Below are 19,224 nucleotides of genomic sequence, written 5' to 3'. Positions count from 1 at the left end.
TCTTTCCCCACTATCTGGCCCCGCGCCACGTTCATTCACAACAATAGGCAAGCACTGACATGAGCCAATTTGACACCCTGCGCTTCGAACTTGAAAACGGCATCGCTCGCATTTCGCTAAACCGCCCCGACGCGGCACACAGCCTAAATCTACAAATGGCTCAGGAGCTGGCGCAAGCGGCCATTTTATGTGACAGCAATTCCGATGTGCGCGCGGTCGTGCTCACTGCTGATGGCAAAATGTTTTGTGCCGGCGGCGATGTACAAAGCTTTCATCAAGCGGGCGATGAGGCACCGCAACTGATTAAAGAAATTACCGCCAACCTGCACGCCGCCAACTCGCGTTTTGCCCGTATGCGCGCGCCGCTGATTATCGCGGTAAATGGCACTGCCGCCGGCGCCGGTTTTAGCTTGGCGATGTCTGGCGATATTGTGCTGGCTTCCGAAAAGGCGAAGTTCACTATGGCCTACACCGGCATCGCGGTCAGCCCAGATGGCGGCTCGACCACTTGGCTGCCGCGCTTGGTCGGCCTGCGCCGCGCGCAGGAATTGATTTACACCAACCGCGTTCTCAGTGCTGCCGAGGCACTGGACTGGGGACTGCTCACCAAGGTGGTTGCCGACGAGGACCTCGCTACGGAAACTGACAAGATTGCCGCGCAACTCGCAGCGGGCCCTACCGAAGCCTATGCGCGCGCACGCGCACTGCTGCTGAGCAGCTACGAAAACGGACTGGAATGCCAGCTCGAACAGGAGAGCCGCGGAATTTCACACTGTGTGGGCAGCGCGGATGGTCAAGAGGGCTTGGCCGCATTTGTAGAGCGCCGCAAGCCAAGCTTCAAGGGCGAGTAACACATTTGCGCCATGGGGCGTTCTGCGCGCAGCACTATTGCCGCGCGTAGAACGCTGCCAGTACCTGACTTAATCCAACCGCATCATCGGCGCCGGCAAGCTCACGTATTGAGTGCATAGCAAAGGTCGGCACACCGATATCCAGCGTTGCCACACCCAGTGCAGAGGATGTAATCGGCCCGATCGTGCTCCCACAAGCCATGTCGCTGCGCACCACAAAACTCTGCACCGGCTGCTGACACTGCTGGCATAGATGTCGGAAGGCCGCGCTGGTTTCACTGTTGGTGGCGTAGCGCTGATTGACGTTAATTTTTATTACGGCGCCGCGGTTCAGCAGCGGCCCATGATTCGCGTCGTGGCGGTCACTGAAATTGGGGTGAACACCGTGCGCATTGTCTGCCGAGATCATTAAAGAATGAGCAATGGCCCGCTGCCAGCGGCTTTCATCTCCGGCAATACGGCGCAACACCGACTCCAACATGGGCCCCTGAGCACCACTGCTCGACATACTGCCAACTTCTTCATGGTCGTTGCTGACAAGCACACTGTGTTGATCGGAGGGTGCCGACAGCAAGGCTTGCAAGCCGATAAAACAAGACAGCAGATTGTCCAAACGCGCACTGGCAATAAACTCTTGCTCAAGCCCGATTAGGGCAGCGCCCTGCACGTCGTAAAAGCTCAGTTCGTAGTCTAAAACCGTGTCGACATCACTACCGCCCTGCTCAATCAGCAACTGTTTGAGCAGAGCGTTGAAGTCGGGGGCTTTCTCAGGCTGACTGATCAATACCGGCAGATCGGTCTGGGCATTAATACTACGGTTACTGTTGGCCTCTCGGTCCAAATGAATCGCCAAGCTGGGAATACAACCAATCGCTCGCTCGGTGTTAATCAGGCGATTACGTAACTCGCCATCCTGGCTGCGGTAGCTAATGCGGCCTGCTAGGCCTAGGTCGCGATCAAACCAGGGGTTGAGCAGCGCGCCGCCGTACACATCCACACCGAGCTGAAAATACCCCTTCTTGTGCAGTACCGGGTTGGGCTTCACCTTCAAGCAGGGGCTGTCAGTGTGGGCACCGACCATCTTCCAGCCCTGCTGGGCAACATCACCCAGACCCACTCGAAACGCCACAATTGAAGCGCCGTTGCGCAGGGTATAGTAGCCCTTGCCCGCTTCAAGCGACCAATCATCACGCTCATCCAGCGCGATAAAACCCGCAGCATCCAGCGCTGCAGCCATATTGCTCGCCGCGTGAAACGGCGTCGGGCTGGCATCTAAAAATGCCATCAACTGCTGGTTAAACGTTTGTTTATCCATATTCAATCCGATCACTCGCTAACCCTTGTCGCTGGAAGAACGTGCATGTTGCTGCGATGCCTGCAGTGCTAACAGCAAACTTGATGTGTCTTTCCTACCGCCGCCCAGGCTTTGCACCTGTGCGTAAAATTGATCGACCAAGGCCGTCACAGGTAGGCTGCTGCCTTGCCGACGCGCCTCGTCGAGTACATACGACAGGTCCTTGCGCATCCAGTCCACGGCAAAGCCAAAGTCAAATTCCCCGGTCAGCATGGTCTCCGCTCGATTATCCATCTGCCAGGACTGGGCGGCACCGGCGCTGATCACATCCACAACCGCCGACATATCCAAGCCCGCGCGCTGACCAAAGTTCATTCCTTCCGCCAACCCCTGTAGCAGGCCGGCAATGCAGATCTGGTTGACCATTTTCGCCAACTGACCACTGCCAACCGCGCCAAGAAGACGGTACCGCGCCGCATAGCACTGTAATAACGGCTCAGCCTTGGCGAAAGCTGCCGGCTCACCGCCCGCCATTATTGTGAGCTTGCCGGACTCCGCTCCCGCTTGGCCACCCGATACGGGTGCATCAACAAACTGCAGGCCGGCATGTGCAGCGGCCTGCGCCATCTCTCTTGCCAGCTCGGCAGAGGTGGTGGAATGGTCGACCACAACACCGCCACGCGGCATATGGGCAAACACGCCTTGTTCGCCACACAGCACCTCGCGCACATCAGCGTCGGCGCCCAGACAGACTGCGACAACGTTCCGATCTGCCACCGCGTCCGCGACGCTCGCGGCAACGCAGTCGGAATAAGTCGCTTGCCAGCGTTGGGCTTTTTCCACACTGCGGTTGTATACGCGCAGATCTACCCCGGCCTTCGCGGCATGCCCCGCCATCGGGAAGCCCATCACCCCCAAACCTAAAAATGCTGCCTTCATCACCGTCACCCGTCTTGTTTCACCGCGTTGCTATGCTGCTCGATCAGGCTAGCACGACAGCGTAGATAATTATCGCCAGTACCACTCGGTATATGGCAAAGGGCATCATGCCGACTCGCTCCACCCACTTCATAAATACGCTGATACAGGCGTAGGCTGTTACCGCCGAAACGGCCAGGCCAATTGCCAGCAGCTGCCAGGCGACATCACTGCCATGCTGCAGTAATTCCAGTAATTTATAACTACCCGCCGCCGCAATAATGGGCATGGACAACAAGAAGGAGAAGCGCGCGGCATCGCTGCGTCCCAAGCCTAATAACAGTGCCGCGGTCATGGTGATCCCCGATCGCGACGTGCCCGGCACCAACGCCAGCGCTTGTGCGAAGCCAACTAACAACGCAATGCGCAGGCCGATATCAGCAATACTGCGGCTGTGGCTCGAGTAGCGATCAACCAAACCGAGAATCACGCCAAACACTAACGTCGTTGTTGCCAGCACCACCCCGCCGCGCAGGTGTTGCTCGATAATATCGTTAAAGATCAGCCCGGCAACCACGGCGGGCAGTGTTGCCACAATCACCATCCATGCAAGCCGGCTGTCGGCGCTGTGTTGCCGTGCCACCACACTTTGCGTCCAGGCGGTAAGCAGTGTGCTAACGTCTTTACGAAAGTACGCCAGCACCGCCAACAGCGACCCCACATGCACGGCAACATCAAAAGCAAGGCCCTGATCTTCCCAGCCCAGCAAGGTTTGCGGCAGGACTAAATGCCCGGAACTGGAGATCGGCAAAAACTCCGTTAAGCCTTGAATTGCCGCTAATATCACCGCTTGCAGTGCATCCATTACACGCTTTCCTATCTATCGAATTTGCTTGAGGCTGTTTATGCCAGTGCAATTGTAGTGTGAGCAGGGCCTCGGGCCGGCCCACACTGTGACTGATTTTCTATTGTTTATAAGGTACTGATTATTGCTTCTTCCATGCCACGCTTTCGCGTAAATAAACCGGCTGGGCCTGCTCGGCAGGCAACACCTTCCCTGCCAACACATCTGGCTTTGCCAGCTGCAGCGCGGCGGCGGCACTCGGTAGGATCGTTTGGTCAACAGTGGCTGGCGGGGCATCGCCAAAGCGCTCTGCATAGGTCCAGCCATCGCCGATACCCGCTGCGCCCGCAGCCGTATTGTCGACTTGCTCAGGTGGCAGCAACTGATCGGCGTTTAGCGGTGCAACCACGCCATCGCGGTACTGATAGCGACCGAAATACACCTCGTCCATGCGCGCATCCAGCGCCGGTAATATCATTGTGCCTTCGGCCACGCCCTCTCGCTCAGCGTAGAACTGCGCCATCGCCGCCAGGGTTGAAATCGGCACTACTGGCAATTCCGCCGCAAAGGCCAAACCCTGCACCGTGGCAATGGCCACCCGCAAGCCCGTAAAAGAACCCGGGCCCGCCGTAAAAACCAGTGCATCCATCTGCGCGAGCGGCAGTGAATGCGCAGCTAACATCTCATCCACCATGGGCAGTAAAAATCGCGTGTGGGCGCGAGGCAGCATACGAAAATCTTCGTACACCTGCCCTTCATGCATCAGCGCAACAGAACACGCCGATGTTGAAGCATCGATGGCAAGCAGGGTTGTCATAGGGAGAGTATCCGACAGCGCTAAAAAACGCTGGCATGATAGCACAGCACAGCTCTAACATAGTCAGCGAACACGCCGAACTCATGGATAAAACAGGGTTTTCCCCAATGCCTGAAACCAATGCCGCCCAACCCTATAGCCTGTTAATTCTGGCTGGCGGACAGGGGCGCCGAATGCAGGGCAAAGACAAGGGCCTGCTGGACTGGCAAGGCCGACCGCTCATCGCCCACATTGTCGATGCGCTTGCCGAGAATGCCCATGAAGTGTTGGTAAGCTGCAACCGCAATAGCGACCGCTACCGGGACTATGGACGCCCCCTGCCCGACACGCTTCCCGACTTCCCCGGTCCCTTGGCAGGAATCCTGGCCGGGCTTGAGGGCGCATCCCACACGCAGGTTTTGGTGGTGCCCTGCGACAACCCCTGCCCGCCCACCGACCTGTATCAGCGACTGAGCGAGCAAAGCAGCAACGCGATTCGTTTTGCCTTTGACGGAGAGCAGGACCAGGTGTTGTACGCACTTATTCCTGCGAACCTCCGCGCAAGCCTGCACGGCTACTTACAGCGAGGCCGGCGCAGCGTTAAAGGCTGGTTCGAACAATGCCATGCTGAAAGAGTGGATTTCTCCGATCAGGCCGAGCGCTTTAAGAATATGAACCGGCCAAGCGATGCCGGACGCAGCAATAGCTAGGCCGCACAAGCCGCAGTACTGTGAGCAACAAAAAAGACGCGCCGGGGCGCGTCTTCAAGCCAAAGCATGGGTCTAGCAGCAGTTATTGCAGATCAAATCGATCCGCATTCATCACCTTCACCCACGCCGCGACAAAGTCGCGGACAAATTTTTCCTTGGCATCGTCCTGGGCATAAACCTCGGCATAGGAGCGCAGAATCGAATTCGAACCGAACACCAAGTCAACGCGTGTCGCCGTCCACTTCACCTCGCCACTAGCGCGGTCACGCAGCTCGAACAGGTTGTCGCTGACCGGCTTCCAGGCGTAACGCATATCGGTTAGCGTGACAAAGAATTCGTTAGTTAAACTGCCCACGCGGTCGGTAAACACGCCGTGCTGGCTCCCACCGGCATTCGCGCCCAACACACGCATCCCGCCGATCAAGACCGTCATTTCCGGTGCACTGAGCCCCAGCAACTGACTGCGGTCCAACATCAACTCTTCGGCGGACACCGTGAAGTCAGCTTTCAGCCAATTTCGGAAAGCGTCGTGCAGCGGCTCCAATACCGCGAAAGACTCAATGTCTGTCATCTCTGCGGTGGCATCACCGCGCCCGGGTGAAAACGGCACAGTGACTGCCACCCCGGCGTTTTGTGCGGCTTGTTCAACAGCCGCGCTACCGGCCAGTACAATGAGGTCTGCCATGCTCACCGATACGCCCTGCGCTTCGCGAACCTTCTCGAGGGTAGTTAACACTTTGTTAAGGCGCTCTGGCTCGTTGCCCGCCCAGTCACGCTGAGGTGCCAAGCGAATACGGCCACCATTCGCCCCGCCGCGACAATCCGAGTTTCGGAAGGTGCGCGCACTGTCCCAAGCGGTGGCGACCAACTCAGATACTGTCAAGCCACTGGCAAGTACAGCGCGCTTCAAGGCTTCCACGTCACCTTCAGACAAGCGGGTTTCTGACGCCGGAATTGGGTCTTGCCAAATCAAGTCCTCTGCAGGCACGTCAGCGCCCAGATAACGGCTTTTTGGCCCTAGATCGCGGTGCGTTAACTTAAACCAAGCGCGGGCGAACACCTCGGAAAAATACGCCGGGTCTTTGTAGAACCGCTCGGCAATAACGCGATAGGCGGGGTCTTTAATCATCGCCATATCGGCATCAGTCATAATCGGATTATGGCGCTGCGACGGGTCGTTGGCATCAACCGGCTTGTCTTCTTCCTTGATGTCTATTGGTTCCCACTGCCAGGCGCCAGCCGGGCTCTTTTTCAGCTCCCAGTCGTAGGTAAACAGCAGGTAGAAGTAGCCGTTGTCCCACTGGGTGGGGTTGGTTGTCCAGGCCCCCTCAAGACCACTGGTCACAGCGTCACGGCCTACCCCGCTTCCATTGGGGTTACGCCAGCCCAAGCCCTGCTCAGCAACATCGGCACCTTCCGGCTCGGGGCCGAGGGCTTCCGCGTCGCCATTGCCGTGACATTTACCCACCGTGTGACCGCCAGCGGTGAGTGCTACGGTCTCCTCGTCGTTCATTGCCATGCGCGCAAAGGTGAGGCGAACATCTTCAGCAGTTTTTAGCGGGTCGGGCTTGCCATCAACGCCCTCTGGGTTCACGTAAATCAGGCCCATTTGCACTGCCGCGAGGGGATTGTCGAGCGCGCCGCGCTCATCACTATTCATACGGTCTTGGCCCTTGCCAAGCCATTCGCTCTCAGACCCCCAATTAATATCCTTTTCCGGGTGCCAAATATCTTCGCGCCCGCCGGCGAAACCATAGGTCTTCAGCCCCATCGACTCATAAGCCATATTGCCGGCCAAAATCATCAGGTCTGCCCAAGACAGCTTGTTGCCGTATTTCTTCTTGATTGGCCACAACAGGCGCCGAGCCTTATCCAGATTGGCATTATCAGGCCAGCTATTTAGGGGGGCGAAGCGCTGGTTACCGGTAGCCGCACCGCCACGTCCATCGGCAATGCGGTAGGTGCCAGCAGCGTGCCAGGCCATGCGAATCATCAGACCACCGTAGTGCCCCCAGTCGGCAGGCCACCAATCTTGCGAGTCCGTCATCAATGCCTTGAGGTCACTCTTAACCGCCTCCAGATCCAGCTGCTTAAACGCCTCTGCATAGTTGAAATCCTCAGCCATTGGATTGCTCTTGCGGTCGTGCTGGTGAAGCAAGTCCAGATCCAGCGAATTGGGCCACCAGGATGCAACCTGCGTTTCTTGGCGTGTATTCGCGCCGTGCATTACCGGGCATTTACCGCCCGAGGTAGAAGAACCAGTCATCGTCGATCTCCATTATTTAAGTCAGCGTATTCATTTTTTTAGCAACACCACCTGCCCTTGAACCTAGCACAGCTTTCTGACCAAGGTCGTCAATCAGCGTTCAGCAGCATTCTTTCCCTATTCCGCAAAACGCGACAACGCGCTTTTCGGTCCAGGCACGACTAGTAAGCCTGCAGACAGAAAAAAGATGAAATCGATTATTAATATTAAAATGATAGGTTTTGGCTATGAATACCCAGGCTGAGCGTCCAGTTAGTCCCGAAGAAAAGCCAGAAATGAAAAAGGCCCGCCATAGGCGAGCCTTTAAATTTGGTACGACCGAGTGGATTCGAACCACCGACCCCCACCATGTCAAGGTGGTGCTCTAACCAACTGAGCTACGGTCGTATTGTTGAGAGCCGCGCATTATAAGCAGGCAATTCGGGGAAGACAAGCCCGGCCGCCAATTAGCTAATAAACATGCGCTCCTTAATCTCGTGAAGCTTGTCGCGCAGTTTGGCCGCCGCTTCAAACTCGAGGTTTTTAGCGTGTTCCTGCATCTGCTGTTCCATCGTTTTAAGCATTTTCGCTAGTTCATTCGGCGCCAGGCTCTCTGCATCGAGCAGATAATCACCGGCGGGCTCAGCTACTTTGCGCTGGTCACGTCCACGACGATTGGCTTTTGACCCCGGCGCCGCCGCCGCTTCTAAAATATCCTCAACGGATTTGTGCACGCCCTTGGGCACAATGCCGTGTGCCTCGTTGTGGGCAAGCTGCTTCTCGCGACGGCGTTCGGTCTCGTCAATAGCGCGGCGCATGGATCCGGTAATATTATCGCCATACAAAATTGCCTTGCCGTTCAAGTTTCGCGCCGCGCGGCCAATTGTCTGTATTAAAGAGCGCTCAGAGCGCAGAAAGCCCTCTTTGTCTGCATCGAGTATCGCCACCAGCGACACTTCCGGCATGTCCAAGCCTTCTCGCAGCAAGTTGATACCGACAAGCACGTCGAATTTGCCGAGGCGTAAATCCCGGATGATCTCTACGCGCTCGACCGTGTCGATGTCGGAGTGCAAATACCGGCAGCGAATATCGTGCTCGTCGAGGTACTCAGATAAGTCCTCGGCCATGCGCTTGGTTAAGGTAGTGACCAACACCCGCTCTTTCTTTTCCACTCTCACGTTGATTTCTGACAGCAGATCATCAACCTGGGTACTGGCCGGACGGACCTCAACGGCGGGATCAACCAGCCCTGTGGGGCGCACGACTTGCTCAACGACACGCGCCGCGTGCTCTTCTTCATAGGGCCCTGGTGTTGCTGACACCAGAATTAACTGCGGCACAAGGCGCTCCCACTCCTCAAAGCGCATCGGTCGATTATCCAGCGCCGACGGCAGGCGGAAACCATACTGCACCAGCGTTTCTTTACGGGAGCGGTCACCTTTATACATCGCGCCAATTTGTGGAATGGTCACGTGAGACTCATCGATGACGACCAAGGCATTTTCAGGCAAATAATCAAACAAGGTTGGCGGCGCCGCCCCGGGCTCTCTGCCAGACAAATACCGAGAGTAGTTTTCGATGCCGTTGCAATAGCCCAGCTCGCGAATCATCTCCAGGTCGTAGCGGGTGCGCTGCTCCAAACGCTGCGCCTCGACGAGCAGCTCATTACTGCGCAGTTGTTCCAAACGGTCCTTAAGCTCTAGCTCGATTTTATCAACTGCAGACAGCAGCGTTTCTCGCGGCGTTACATAGTGGCTTTTTGGGTAAATAGTGACCCGCGGCATCTTGCCGTAAGACTCGCCCGTCAGCGGATCAAAACCGCTGATGCTGTCGATCTCGTCGTCAAACAATTCGACCCGCACCGCATCCTTTTCACTCTCGGCAGGAAAAATATCAATCACATCGCCACGAACGCGGTAGGTGCCGCGCTGGAAGGCCATATCGTTGCGGGTGTATTGCAACTCGGCAAGGCGACGCAGCAGCTTGCGCTGGTCGATACGTTCACCACGCACCAGGTGAAGCACCATTTTAAAATACAGCTCGGGGTCCCCCAGGCCGTAGATCGATGATACCGACGACACAATAATGGCATCGGAACGCTCCATCAGCGCCTTTGTCGCCGACAAACGCATTTGTTCAATATGGTCGTTTACCGACGCGTCTTTCTCTATGAACGTGTCTGACGCCGGCACATAGGCTTCGGGCTGGTAGTAATCGTAGTAGGAGACGAAATACTCCACCGCATTATTCGGGAAAAACTCTTTAAACTCGCCGTAAAGCTGAGCCGCAAGGGTTTTATTGGGCGCCATTACGATAGTCGGCCGCTGCAGTTGTTCCACCACATTTGCAATGGTGAAGGTTTTACCCGAACCGGTTACCCCCAGCAGCGTCTGCGCATGCAGACCCGCGTTCACCCCTTCCACCAAGCCCTTAATTGCAGAAGGCTGATCTCCGGCCGGAGCAAACTTGGAAACAACTTGAAAGGGCTTAGCCATAACTCTCCTCAACACTGGAATTGCTGGCAAAGCGGCCAGTTTACACCATTGTTAAGGGAGTACGCAGAAGCGCGTTCAAGCGATGGCTAAGCAGAGGAAAACGCTAGAAAAAATGCTTTTTAAAATTTTCTTGGCCAAAAGCTTGACGCCCCAAAGAATGGCCTTTAATATGCGCGGCCTCAGCTGTTGAGACAGCTATTCCGCCTTAGCTCAGTTGGTAGAGCAAATGACTGTTAATCATTGGGTCGCTGGTTCGAGCCCAGCAGGCGGAGCCAAACAAATAAAGGGGTTGTACGGAAGTGCGACCCCTTTTTTGTATCAGAAAAACTCAGGGTGTAAGCACATTTCCGAAAAGCCTGCGCCGTCCAGACACAAAAAAAACCGAGAACATGCTCCATGCGCTCGGATTATCAATCTCATCAAAGTGCTGTGTGCACTGAACTGGCTAGCCTTTCACGGTGCTTTGGGAACACCAAATCAGGAATCCTAGGCAACCCCAGATAATTCCTGTCCTTGGGTATCCTATATCGAAAGCCACGACGCCAAAGCGACTTCCTGACAAGAACCTCCATTTTGGTAGTCCGTCCACGTATACCTGACATCATCCGAGAACGAGTAGACTTGTCGACGATATCAACCATGATTCTCCTAGATTTTAGCTGGTGTCCTGGTATGCTTCACCATCATTAAATCTACAAGCTACTCACCGATGGCCAACAAGATCAACGTAATAGACCTTTTCGCTGGACCCGGCGGTCTAGGAGAAGGCTTCTCAGCTTTCACTCCTAGCGGTTCCAAAAGTAACGCATTCAATATCCGGATGTCTGTCGAAAAGGAAGCAAACGCGCACAAGACGTTAACTCTCAGAGCACTCTTCCGCAGCATCAGGCACAAGCCTCGGAAGGTTGAGCACTATTTTGATTATGTATCTCAGAATATAGGCAAAGATGAACTGCAATCCACCCTGAAGACTGAGTGGGCTGAGGCTTGCTCCGAAACCCTTGGGGCTCCGAAAGCCCTTGGAGAAGACAACCAGGAAATCCACTCCAGACTCAAGGAGCTGAAAAAAGCTCATCATGGCGAGAAGTGGGTAGTCATTGGCGGACCACCTTGCCAAGCCTACTCACTGGCAGGTCGATCCCGTAATAAGGGCATCAAGGACTACAAACCGGAATCAGATCATCGGCATTTTTTATATCAGGAATACCTTGAGGTGTTGAGCATCATTGAGCCTGACGTCTTCGTGATGGAAAATGTCAAAGGCATCCTGACCTCTAGGGTTGGAGGACAGCGGATATTCCCCGCAATCCGCGATGACCTACGGAATCCTCGGAAGGCTGCGGCGGACAAACAACAAGCAGCTGGCAGAGAATACAGAATTTACTCTTTCGTTTGCCCTCCAGGCGACTCAGGTCTATTTGGGAACGAATACGAGGACGAAACGGATTTTGTTATCAAAGCTGAGCAGTTTGGCATCCCTCAGGCCCGACACAGAGTTATCTTGCTCGGAGTAGCGACTGACATCCATACAGAACCGAGTTTCCTTGAAAAACCACTAACCAAAGCCCCATCAACAGATCATGTTTTAAGTAGTCTTCCTCGGCTCAGAAGCCGATTATCTAAAGAGAAGGACAGCGATACTTTGTGGTTGGACTGCCTCAAAGTACAATCCAACCGAATCAAATCCGAAATCAAGGGTGTAAAATACAAGCACTTGCGTTCGGAGCTGGATCGAGCCATTGAATCAATGCCTTCTCATGCAAAAACCAGCTCAACGACTTATCCGAAGCGCACTATCAACAAACGCATCCACACCGATTTGAGTGATTGGATTCTAGCCGACCGACCACCCTCTCTTCTTAATCACGAGACGCGAGGACACATGGCAACTGACTTAGGCCGGTACTTATTCGCTTCGTGCTGGGCCAACGCCTTTCAGGGCAGCGAAAACGAAATACCAAAAGCAAAAGACTTCCCCGAGTGCTTAGCGCCAAACCATGCAAACTGGCGTTCAGGAGACTTTGCAGACCGTTTCCGTGTACAAGCAAAAGGACGACCGGCAACCACGATAACAAGTCATATATCGAAGGATGGGCATTACTACATCCACTACGACCCGACCCAATGTCGAAGCTTGACCGTTCGTGAAGCGGCACGTATTCAGACCTTCCCCGACAACTACTTCTTTGAGGGAGGACGCACGGCCCAGTACGTACAGGTAGGCAATGCCGTCCCACCATTTCTGGCGCATCAACTGGCTGAAATTGTCTACCAACTAGTTAAGAACCTCTGAGGAAACCCCTATCCCGAGTATTCACGAGTCGGTCTATGAATTACCTTCAGCTGATGCTCGCAAGGCCGCTATTTCCACAAGCTCACGAAGGCCCGCAATATCAAGCATTCCTACGTCGCGATAACCGCTTATCAATGTCAAATACTGCATTACACGTTGCAGATACTTGTCACTAGCCCGGGCACCTAGCGAAGCTGCATGATCTAGGACTGCTTTCATCACTGTAGGAAAAGCACCCACCTCTCGATCAAAAATCGCATTCAATCGATCTTCTCTTCTGAAGACCTCTTTGGTGTACGCGTATGGGTCATCTTTAGCTATCCCATCTTCAGCACCAAGCGTGAAGGTCAGATGAGAAACCCACCAGAGCCTAGCAATCCCGTGACGAACAAGACGCCCCCTCGTCACAAAACCATTTGGGAGTAACCACCTGTCTTTGACACGGCCTTTCCAGTTACCAGCGTCGACCAGCGGCCACCGTTTCTCCATGTAATCCCGATATGTGCCAAACGCCAGATATGTCCACAAACGTGCATCAGATGCATTTGCTCGGTCAATCTCCCCAAGATAATCGTGTACACGGGGCGCGTTGTCTATATCTTTTGCCCTGCTGCCCTCTACATTCAAAGTATCTGGCACGCCGAGACTCACCGGAAGCGGCAAAAGGTTATCTGGTTTTACAATGATGGCATCTGCACTAGCCAAGAAAGCCACTGGAGTTGAAGCCTCTTGAAGTGCACTAGCAAGGTCCAGGAGCGCAGACTCCGAAAGCGCTCTTGCCTCAGGAATTGGTTTCGTCATTAATCATCCTCCTCAAACGCCAGGCCTGCGCGAATCGCTGTATCTATAGGGCTCTCAAGGATTTTCTGAGCAAGCTCCAGATTGCTCAGATCCCAGCCACCACGATCGGTCGCTAATTTATCAATTGCAACAAACCAAGCTTTGTCATCCAGTGGCTCTTGATCCCTAGTACTTTTAATAAAGTCCAGCGTCTCCATTAGAGCAGGCAGAACAACCAACGCAACCTGGAGATCAGGACGATGACTAAACAACTTGAATTCATCGAAAGTTTTCGGAGGAATTTGAACACTGACAAATTCGTTACTGTCGAACGCCAGTTTAATTCTCTTGTGAAGGCTCGAGCTTCGAACGAACTTGAAGCAACTGCCAATCGGCGGATCTAGGGGGTCATAAAACTTTTCCGCATTAAATCGGAAAGATCCTGCATCGGCCAGGACATCTCCAGGCTTAAGGTCAAAGGTCGCCCCAGCGTAGTCGGCATGCTGCCTCTGCCAACTATGCCCCGGAACATCTTTTGCGACAATTAATCGCACATCGGCAACGACGTCCCCTCTTACTCGCTCCTGATCAAGCCAAGCTCGAAGACGAAATCCCTGCGGCGTACGCTGAAATTCCTGAGGAGACATTTCGCCAGTAGAGATAGTTGAAGAGCATCGCCATCTCAAGCTATGAATTGCAGAACCGCTGTCGATTAGCTTTACAACATCCGGATCATCAGTACGAATTTCGTAACTTATCTCAATGTCTTGCTGGCTTGGATCAACAAGCACATTAAGCACTTCAAAACTTGACGAAACGTCATCGGCCCCATCAATAACGGGGTGGGGATAAGAGCCACGATTTGCCATTACGCCACCCCCAGACGATAGCGCTCACCCGCTGGCATATAGACATCAATACGTGTCATTTGTCCGGCCTGCAGTGAAAGCTTGGTTATCGTATTTTCCGAAAAGCTCAGTTCAGTAGTTTTTCCTACGCCATGAAGTACGACCCGTGATATCGGGAGTTTAAAACCTTCCTCTGGCTCGCCTCCCGGGCCAAGTGCCAGCAGTTCTAGGTCTCCGCATTCGTCTTCGTGGGAGGTAATTGCCAAGGCCATTACTGCAGTGTCCGGATCACTGCTCTTGGTGCTCCAGCTTCGAAACTGCAACTCATTGCCATTAATGCGTGATGTGCCTACACCTGCAGTACCTTTGCCGGGCAGCCCAGCATCCTTAGTCTTCCGTTCCCCGGTTCCACCTGTTGGTTTACCTTGCTGGACTTCTGTTTCACCACCACTTGTCGCTGGCCGCTGAATCTTCACCTGAATTTTGGTGTTCGGGGGAATCACCGTCGGACTTCCAGATCTCACTCTTCCAGTCACCGTACTGGATTCAGTTTCAGACCCTTCGCTGTCTGGTTCTGACGTAGGAGCTGCAGCAGCACCAGATACCTTTGTATCGATACTCTCTGTTGGAAGAAAACGCGATAACCCTTCAATTTCTACAACGTCTCCAATTTCCGTTGTAATCCTCTCTCTGAGAGAATCGCGCACGAAAGTCTTCATGTCCCGAATCACCGCAGCGCCACTGACCGGATCTCTAGCAGCATCCCAGACATGATGCTGCGGAGGCTCCAACCGCCTGAGATACTTATTGCCCTCCTCGCTGTCGCATACAAGCACTGCGGCATACTTTGCTGAAATTGAATTGTGCTTGAACAAGTCAATTTTCATGAGAGGCCTACGCATCGTTATGGTATGCAGCTTCTTCTCAAGGCGATCATCGACATTAATATACAGCCTAACTTTCCCTACCTTCCTTAGCGTGGCCTCGGCTGGTTCAGGGTCTTGAAGTGCCTCATAGAATGCCCTGGCCTCTGGACGATTTCTAACAAACCTCTCCAATGAATCGGCATCCAGCGTCCACTCATTTTCTTTCGTGATTCCCTTAACGACCAAGCGCCCTCGATCTATCGCAGCCATGAAGTTGTCAATTACTGCATCACGTACTCTTTCTAAATTTGGATCGCTATCAGCCATCCGGTACCCCAGCACATAGGTATCTGTACCGGGCTCCGTTCGCTCGGAGAAGGGGCCTACTCTGATAGCGGGTCTCTGGTACTCGAAGTCGGATTCACAAGCCAACTTTGTAAAGTAACCCTCCGCTCGATAGCTCGTTTTTCCCAGCGTATGAGTCGCAAGTCGGGTGTACCCTGCCAAGACTGTATCGCGAGTATCCTCAGGCATTGTTGTATAAAGCACGGTGCACAGATTAGAAGCCATTGGCCCCACCGCCGACCCTATACCAAATGAGCCCCCACGCTCATCATCACTCGAACCACCTTTCCCACGAGTCAAACGGCTTAAAGGAGAGCCACTCGATGAAAGCGCCTCACTCCCGGTAAGTCCTGTCGTGTTGTAGTCGGAAATCCGGAGCACCGGTATGGCTTCCTCTTTTGCAAGCCGTGCTGCCGCCTCCATCCTGTCGTGGCCTTGCTGGTTTACAGTTTGCTCGGCAACCGCATCAAGATGCTCGCGCAACCCTTCTATCCCAGGAATGTCGCGAGTCGCCATAGTCGTGAGCTCAAACTCCATCTGGATTGGGCCTACAGCGCTAGTACCCCGATTATCCAGGGTGTTCTGCCCTGTCTCGCGCACAACTGCGTGATCGGCATGAGCCCCCTCAAAATACTGTTGAGACGGATCGATTGGGCCTTCTTCGCCCGACAACCCCTGCTTTTCAAAGTAGAAACCGTATTCGCTTGCCGTCATTAGAAGTTCACCTTCCTAGCTGATGTAGACTCGTTATCAAACAGTGCACGAACTTCTTTCAGCTCGTGCAGGATCGGATCGAATAGCCTCTCAACTTCTTCCGCCGTATAGGCGTAATTCTTACGGTTCGCCAGATTCCCCAGCAAGGAGATCTCTCGAATCAGTCGATTCCCCCTAGACTCAGCGAGCCTCCGAAAGCGTTCATTTTTGGTTTCAGAGCTCATATCAATCCTGCGCGCAATCGCTACAAATAAGATATATATCAACTATATTCCCCATATGTAGAATCAGCAAGCTCTTTTTTTACTGAATAACCACTGGGAAAGGACTACACATGCAAGGTGCTCGGAGCACACACCGAGCACATTCACTAACAGTAACACCCTGAATTATGCAAAACCAAACTCATTACATCTCATCGATAATAAAAGTATTCTAGTGCCAACTAACCGTACAAACACGACTGTTAATCATTGGGTCGTTGGTTCGAGCCCGGCAGGCGGAGCCAAACAAGTAAAAGAGCTACATCGAAGGATGTAGCTCTTTTTTGTTTCCCGCTGTTTATGCCGCCCTCACCAATGATAATTCGCCTGCAAGGCAATGCTGCGGGGTGATTCGAGAAAGGCGTAGTGCCCCTTTGAACCGAATATTGTGTAGGACGTGGGGGTATCGCTGGCATAGGTAATAATGGTTTCATCCGTGAGGTTTTTACCCACGAGGGCGACATCCCAGGTTTCATCAATAGCGCCAATACCAATGCGCCCATTCCATTTCACATAGCCCTCTTGGTCTACTGCAGGATCGAGGTTTTGCGCCGGGTTGTAGTCGTCGGTAAATATCGCGTCCAGGCTAATTGCCATACCCAGCGTATCGCTGATGGGCACCCGCCATACCGCTAGCAGATTGCCAGCCCAATCGGCAACGTACTGGTTAGTCATGCCGCTGTAATCACAGTTAATACCGTCAGCAGCGGTGGGAGCCTGGCCCGCCAAACACTGACCGTTTTCGTAGTCTTCAAACTCGAAATCAAGCAGTGCCAGAGCGCCGGCCAACATCAGAGTCTCGGTCACCTGCCAGCGCCCGTCGAGCTCTATGCCCTGAGTTACCGCACTGGCGGCATTACCGACATTAAAGCCGAGTGTGCCGTCAAAGATGCTGACTTGAAGGTTGTCGTAGCGGGTATTGAACAGTGCGATATTAAACTCTGCGGCGCCGTCAAACAGTGACATTTTTGCGCCAAGCTCAATACTTTCCGACTCTTCTTCTTCGTACTCAAAGGTACCAATCAATACCGGACGAGGACTCGGATCCGCCGGAGCATTGGGGTTGCGCGGAACCGGCTCTGCACTTGGCGAGGCGTTGGAACGAGCGTCGTATCCACCAGATTTGAAGCCCCGGCTCCAGGTGATGTAGGTCATCACATCCGGGGTGACGTCGAACTGGAGGTTAATGGACGGCGATAGCTGGGACTCCGTTCGCTTGCCGCTAAGGTCATGGCGCTCGGCGGCAAAGCTGATCGCCGCAACGGTATCGGTCTCGCCGAAAGGGCGGTCGCTATAGTCTAGGTTGCCGAAGCGAAACTTGCGGCTACCGGTCTTGCGCTCATAGGTGTATCGCCCACCAAACGTTAGGCGCAGGTCGTCGCGCAGCTTCCAGGTCGCTTGCATAAAGCCTGAGCCCAGCAGGGAGTCGCTGTTAAAATCACGTGGAGAGGTTAAACCCGCTATCGCATTACCGGCATCACCAATGCCGAGAATTTCCTCCGGCGAGCCACCCAAGGGGTTGGGGTCGCGATCACCCCGAGCGCCCCCTTCTGTGGCATCAGCAGCGTTGAGCAGTTGCACGATCAGGTCTGAGTCAACGATGATGCTGTCGAAAAAATACAGCGAGTTCTTCTGAAAATACAAGCCAGCGATGTATTCCCAGTTGCCGTCGATGGGGGACATCCAACGAAACTCCTGACTGAACTGCTCATAGTCTTCCTGTAGCACCAGCTTAAAGCCCTCGGCGGCGGTAAAGTCACAGTCGCAGAGATCGTCGTATTCATAGGCAACGTAGGCCGTCGTCGCAGTAAACTGATGACCACCGCGAAACCAATCGGCGTTGACGGTCACATTGATGGTGTCGTTGTTGCTGTAGTCACCGTTTGAAGAGCGCTTAAAGTCCTGGAAGTTATTGCGTACAGAGTCGTGACTATTGATATCCAACACTCCCGGCACTTGGGTGCTATCGGCAATCTCAGCGTAAGTACGCCCGGTAAACAGCGGGTTAGTGCTTTCGGAAGGCTGGTCGTTAATGATCTCCACTTGGCGACCGAGCACATCAAAACTACCAATCTCGATTTTCGCACTCAGGCTCAGTTCGTCTGAGGCTTCCCACAGCACTTTGAGGCGGACGGTTTCTTCTGAATAGTTAGGCTCGTCTCGACCCAAGGTGAGATTTTCTATATACCCACCAAACTCGCGTTTTCGCGCTGCAAAGCGCAAGCCTATCGCGTCACTGATGGGCCCGGACAGGGCAAGATCGATAACCTCCTCATCAAACTCCGGCTCGTAGACCGCGGACACAAAACCCTCGAATTCGCCTCCCGGGCTGGCTGTGATAATGCTAATCGCCCCGGCAATACTGTTTTTTCCGTACAGGATATTCTGCGGGCCTCGCAGCACTTCAACGCGGGCAAGGTCCAAAAACGGCGCTCTCGCTAACTGGGCGCGGCCGTAATAAACGCCATCCACATACATGCCCACCGACTGTTCAAACCCCTGATTAATTCCAGAGCCGATACCGCGAATATATATGGCTGTGCCAATACCGTTCTCTGACATGGTCAGATTTGGCACATAGGCTTGGAGGTCTTGAATCTTATTCAACCCTGCCTCCAACAGTTTCTCGCCGGATACCGCATTGACAGAAACAGGCACATCTTGAAGGCTCTGCTCTCGCAGCTGCGCTGTCACGATGACCTCTTCCAAGGTCGCGGAATGCAAGCTAAATGACAGAGGAAACAAAATAGCGGCGCAGGCCAAGCCCTGCACGGCCGATAGCAATCTAGGAGACATAGTCACTCCACAACGGTTTATTGTTATTGTTCAGTGGTGGGGATCAGTATAACGACACAACAAAAGCAATCAATGCCATAGCAGCCCTGGACTAGTCTCCACTGTGGAGGCTCCCGGTTCAGGCATTAACGCGGTACACTGCCCATGGCAATGAGCTGCTGAGGTA

At 53.9% G+C, this 19,224-nt stretch carries 14 protein-coding genes and 2 tRNA genes; 4 read left to right on the top strand and 12 right to left on the bottom strand.

Annotated elements, in window-relative coordinates; all coding sequences use genetic code 11:
- The first annotated feature begins 59 nt into the window (after positions 1-59).
- Positions 60-851, top strand: coding sequence for an enoyl-CoA hydratase/isomerase family protein (locus tag B3K78_RS07260; RefSeq protein ID WP_204995719.1), 792 nt, complete (start codon positions 60-62; stop codon positions 849-851).
- Positions 852-885: 34 nt separating this feature from the next.
- On the opposite strand, the gene B3K78_RS07255 is transcribed toward B3K78_RS07260, so the two are convergent.
- From B3K78_RS07255 to tsaB, 4 genes are all read right to left on the bottom strand, one after another.
- Entirely contained in the window at positions 886-2,166 is a 1,281-nt protein-coding gene (locus tag B3K78_RS07255; protein ID WP_286694906.1) for a M18 family aminopeptidase, read from the bottom strand.
- 18 nt (positions 2,167-2,184) lie between these two features.
- Positions 2,185-3,084: an NAD(P)-dependent oxidoreductase gene (locus B3K78_RS07250; protein ID WP_286694905.1), complete on the bottom strand. Its 900-nt coding sequence runs from the start codon at positions 3,082-3,084 to the stop codon at positions 2,185-2,187.
- Between the two features lie 43 nt (positions 3,085-3,127).
- Positions 3,128-3,928 carry an undecaprenyl-diphosphate phosphatase gene (locus B3K78_RS07245; protein WP_027872785.1) on the bottom strand — a complete coding sequence of 267 codons (801 nt, stop codon included), beginning with the start codon at positions 3,926-3,928 and terminating at the stop codon, positions 3,128-3,130.
- Between the two features lie 121 nt (positions 3,929-4,049).
- Positions 4,050-4,724, bottom strand: coding sequence for a tRNA (adenosine(37)-N6)-threonylcarbamoyltransferase complex dimerization subunit type 1 TsaB (gene tsaB / locus B3K78_RS07240; RefSeq protein ID WP_286694904.1), 675 nt, complete (start codon positions 4,722-4,724; stop codon positions 4,050-4,052).
- Positions 4,725-4,831: 107 nt separating this feature from the next.
- Between tsaB and mobA the strand changes: the two genes are divergently transcribed.
- Positions 4,832-5,413, top strand: a complete 582-nt coding sequence (mobA, locus tag B3K78_RS07235) for a molybdenum cofactor guanylyltransferase MobA (RefSeq protein ID WP_286694903.1) — start codon at positions 4,832-4,834, stop codon at positions 5,411-5,413.
- 82 nt (positions 5,414-5,495) lie between these two features.
- Here the strand turns inward: mobA and katG are convergent, their stop codons facing one another.
- The 3 genes from katG to uvrB form a co-directional block, all read right to left on the bottom strand.
- Positions 5,496-7,679: a catalase/peroxidase HPI gene (gene katG / locus B3K78_RS07230; RefSeq protein WP_204995724.1), complete on the bottom strand. Its 2,184-nt coding sequence runs from the start codon at positions 7,677-7,679 to the stop codon at positions 5,496-5,498.
- Positions 7,680-7,989: 310 nt separating this feature from the next.
- A tRNA-Val gene (locus tag B3K78_RS07225) sits at positions 7,990-8,066 on the bottom strand.
- 59 nt (positions 8,067-8,125) lie between these two features.
- Complete coding sequence (gene uvrB, locus B3K78_RS07220) at positions 8,126-10,153, bottom strand: excinuclease ABC subunit UvrB (RefSeq protein WP_286694902.1); 2,028 nt, start codon at positions 10,151-10,153, stop codon at positions 8,126-8,128.
- Between the two features lie 199 nt (positions 10,154-10,352).
- On the opposite strand from uvrB, the gene B3K78_RS07215 reads away from it, so the two are divergent.
- Positions 10,353-10,428 (top strand) — tRNA-Asn (locus B3K78_RS07215).
- A 144-nt stretch (positions 10,429-10,572) separates the two neighbouring features.
- Here B3K78_RS07215 and B3K78_RS07210 read toward each other — a convergent pair.
- Positions 10,573-10,794 carry a PDDEXK family nuclease gene (locus B3K78_RS07210; protein ID WP_286694901.1) on the bottom strand — a complete coding sequence of 74 codons (222 nt, stop codon included), beginning with the start codon at positions 10,792-10,794 and terminating at the stop codon, positions 10,573-10,575.
- Positions 10,795-10,862: 68 nt separating this feature from the next.
- Between B3K78_RS07210 and dcm the strand changes: the two genes are divergently transcribed.
- Complete coding sequence (gene dcm, locus B3K78_RS07205) at positions 10,863-12,446, top strand: DNA cytosine methyltransferase (protein ID WP_286694900.1); 1,584 nt, start codon at positions 10,863-10,865, stop codon at positions 12,444-12,446.
- Positions 12,447-12,479: 33 nt separating this feature from the next.
- On the opposite strand, the gene B3K78_RS07200 is transcribed toward dcm, so the two are convergent.
- The 4 genes from B3K78_RS07200 to B3K78_RS07185 form a co-directional block, all read right to left on the bottom strand.
- Positions 12,480-13,247 (bottom strand): DUF6339 family protein, encoded by a 768-nt coding sequence (locus B3K78_RS07200; protein ID WP_286694899.1) that lies wholly within the window; start codon positions 13,245-13,247, stop codon positions 12,480-12,482.
- On the bottom strand, positions 13,247-14,095 hold the full coding sequence (locus B3K78_RS07195) for a hypothetical protein (RefSeq protein ID WP_286694898.1): 849 nt from the start codon (positions 14,093-14,095) through the stop codon (positions 13,247-13,249). The genes B3K78_RS07200 and B3K78_RS07195 overlap by 1 nt, the downstream gene beginning before the upstream one ends.
- Positions 14,095-15,999 carry a hypothetical protein gene (locus tag B3K78_RS07190; RefSeq protein ID WP_286694897.1) on the bottom strand — a complete coding sequence of 635 codons (1,905 nt, stop codon included), beginning with the start codon at positions 15,997-15,999 and terminating at the stop codon, positions 14,095-14,097. Before B3K78_RS07190 ends, B3K78_RS07195 begins: the two co-directional genes overlap by 1 nt.
- Before the next feature lie 572 nt (positions 16,000-16,571).
- Positions 16,572-19,058, bottom strand: coding sequence for a TonB-dependent receptor (locus tag B3K78_RS07185; RefSeq protein ID WP_286694896.1), 2,487 nt, complete (start codon positions 19,056-19,058; stop codon positions 16,572-16,574).
- Positions 19,059-19,224: the final 166 nt, after the last annotated feature.

Origin of the sequence: Spongiibacter sp. UBA1325 (genome assembly GCF_002306875.1) — a bacterium.
GTDB classification, from domain to species: domain Bacteria; phylum Pseudomonadota; class Gammaproteobacteria; order Pseudomonadales; family Spongiibacteraceae; genus Spongiibacter; species Spongiibacter marinus.
The sequence above is the reverse complement of the archived record's forward strand: the minus strand, read 5'-3'. Positions and strand labels throughout refer to the sequence as shown.